This window comes from Dietzia sp. Cai40 (assembly GCF_014145165.1).
Taxonomy (GTDB): domain Bacteria; phylum Actinomycetota; class Actinomycetes; order Mycobacteriales; family Mycobacteriaceae; genus Dietzia; species Dietzia natronolimnaea.
The window spans coordinates 1-1,748 of sequence record NZ_JAALEB010000465.1 but is presented as its reverse complement, the minus strand read 5'-3'; the positions used below and the strand labels follow the sequence as shown (position 1 = coordinate 1,748).

The following is a 1,748-nucleotide window of genomic DNA, read 5'->3' as shown; positions in this document are numbered from 1 at the left end:
GAGGCCTCCGCGGCCGGGGCCGACCAGAGCAGCCCGGAGGCGCAGGCCGCCGAGCGGACCCGGGTGTTCCTCGGGCTGCTCCGGGCGATCATCTCGCACCCCAAGCCCGTGATCGCCGCCGTGGACGGCCACGTCCGCGCCGGCGGGATGGGACTGGTGGCCGCCTGCGACCTCGCCCTCGCCGGGCCGACGTCGACGTTTGCGCTCACCGAGGTCCGCCTCGGTCTGGCGGCGGCCATGATCTCGGTGCCGCTGGCGGCGCGGATCAACTCACGGGACCTCGCACGCGCCCTGCTGACCGGTGAGAAGTTCGACTCGGCGCACGCGAGTCGGATCGGCCTGCTCTCGGAGGCGGTCGACGACGTCGACGCGGCCGTCGACGAGCTCGTCGCCGCGTTCCGGCCCTGTTCACCGCAGGGACTGGCGGAGAACAAGGCGCTGCTGGCGGCGCCGATGCTGGCCGATCTCGACGCCCGTGGAGAGGACCTGGCCGGGGTGACCGCCCGCCTGTTCACCACCGCCGAGGTCGCCGAGGGGATGACCGCATTTCTTGAGCGCCGACCGCCCTCCTGGGCGACGCCGGACGCGTAGCGTATGCGATGTCGTTGATGTGTGACCGTCACCACATCGCCCACGTCCAACCCGAGAGGTAATGCCATGCGCACCAGAGCAGCCATCATCCGTGAACCCAAGCAGGACGCCTGGGAGATCGTCGACGTCGACATCGACGACCCCAAGGCGGGGGAGGTGCAGGTCAAACTCGCCGCCTCGGGGCTGTGCCACTCGGACGAGCACCTGCTCACGGGGGACCTGCAGTTCGAGACCTATCCGATCATGGGTGGCCACGAGGGCGCGGGCGTGGTGACCAAGGTGGGAGAGGGTGTCACCGGGCTCGAGGTGGGGGATCACGTCGTCCTGGCGTTCATCCCCGCCTGCGGCACCTGCCCGCCCTGTTCCGAGGGGCTGCAGAACCTCTGTGACAACGGCGCCGGGCTGCTGAGCGGCCGGGCCATCAGCGACGACGGCTACCGGGTGCACACCGCCGACGGCGAACCCGTGGCGACCATGTGCGTCCTGGGCACCTTCGCGCCGCACGTCACCGTCCACCAGTCCTCGGTCGTCAAGATCGAGAAGGACATCCCCCTGGACAAGGCCGCCCTGCTCGGATGCGGTGTCTGCACGGGGTGGGGCTCGGCCACCGAGATCGGCCAGGCCAAGGAGGGCGACGTCGTGGTGGTGGTCGGCGTGGGCGGGATCGGGATCAACTCCGTCCAGGGCGCCGCCGCGGCGGGGGCGCGCGTCATCGTGGCCGTGGACCCGGTGGAGTTCAAGCGGGAGAAGGCGATGGAGTTCGGGGCGACACACACGTGTGCCTCGATGGACGACGCCATGGCGCTGGTGGGGGAGCTCAGCTGGGGGCGCATGGCGGACCTGGTCCTGCTCACCATGGGAGTGGTGGACGGGAAGGACCTGCTGCCCGGGCTGATGCTCACCGGCAAGGGGCGCCGCTGCGTGGTCGTGGGGCTGGGGGACATGATGGCCGTCGACGCGCAGATCTCCATCCTCGACCTGGCCATGCAGCAGAAGACCCTGCAGGGGGCGATCTTCGGTGGCACCGGCCCGCGCAAGCAGATCCCGCACCTGCTGCACCAGTACCGGGCCGGGAACCTCAAGCTCGACGAGTTGGTCACCAGGACGTACCGGCTCGACGAGATCAACCAGGGGTACCAGGACATGCGCGACGGCAA

At 70.3% G+C, this 1,748-nt stretch carries 2 protein-coding genes; both read left to right on the top strand.

What is annotated here, in order from left to right; genetic code table 11:
* The coding region (locus G6022_RS15690) for an enoyl-CoA hydratase-related protein (protein WP_182691968.1) at nucleotides 1-591 on the top strand (591 nt) is incomplete at its 5' end.
* Nucleotides 592-657: 66 nt separating this feature from the next.
* On the top strand, nucleotides 658-1,748 hold a 1,091-nt coding region (locus G6022_RS15685), incomplete at its 3' end, for an NDMA-dependent alcohol dehydrogenase (RefSeq protein WP_182691966.1).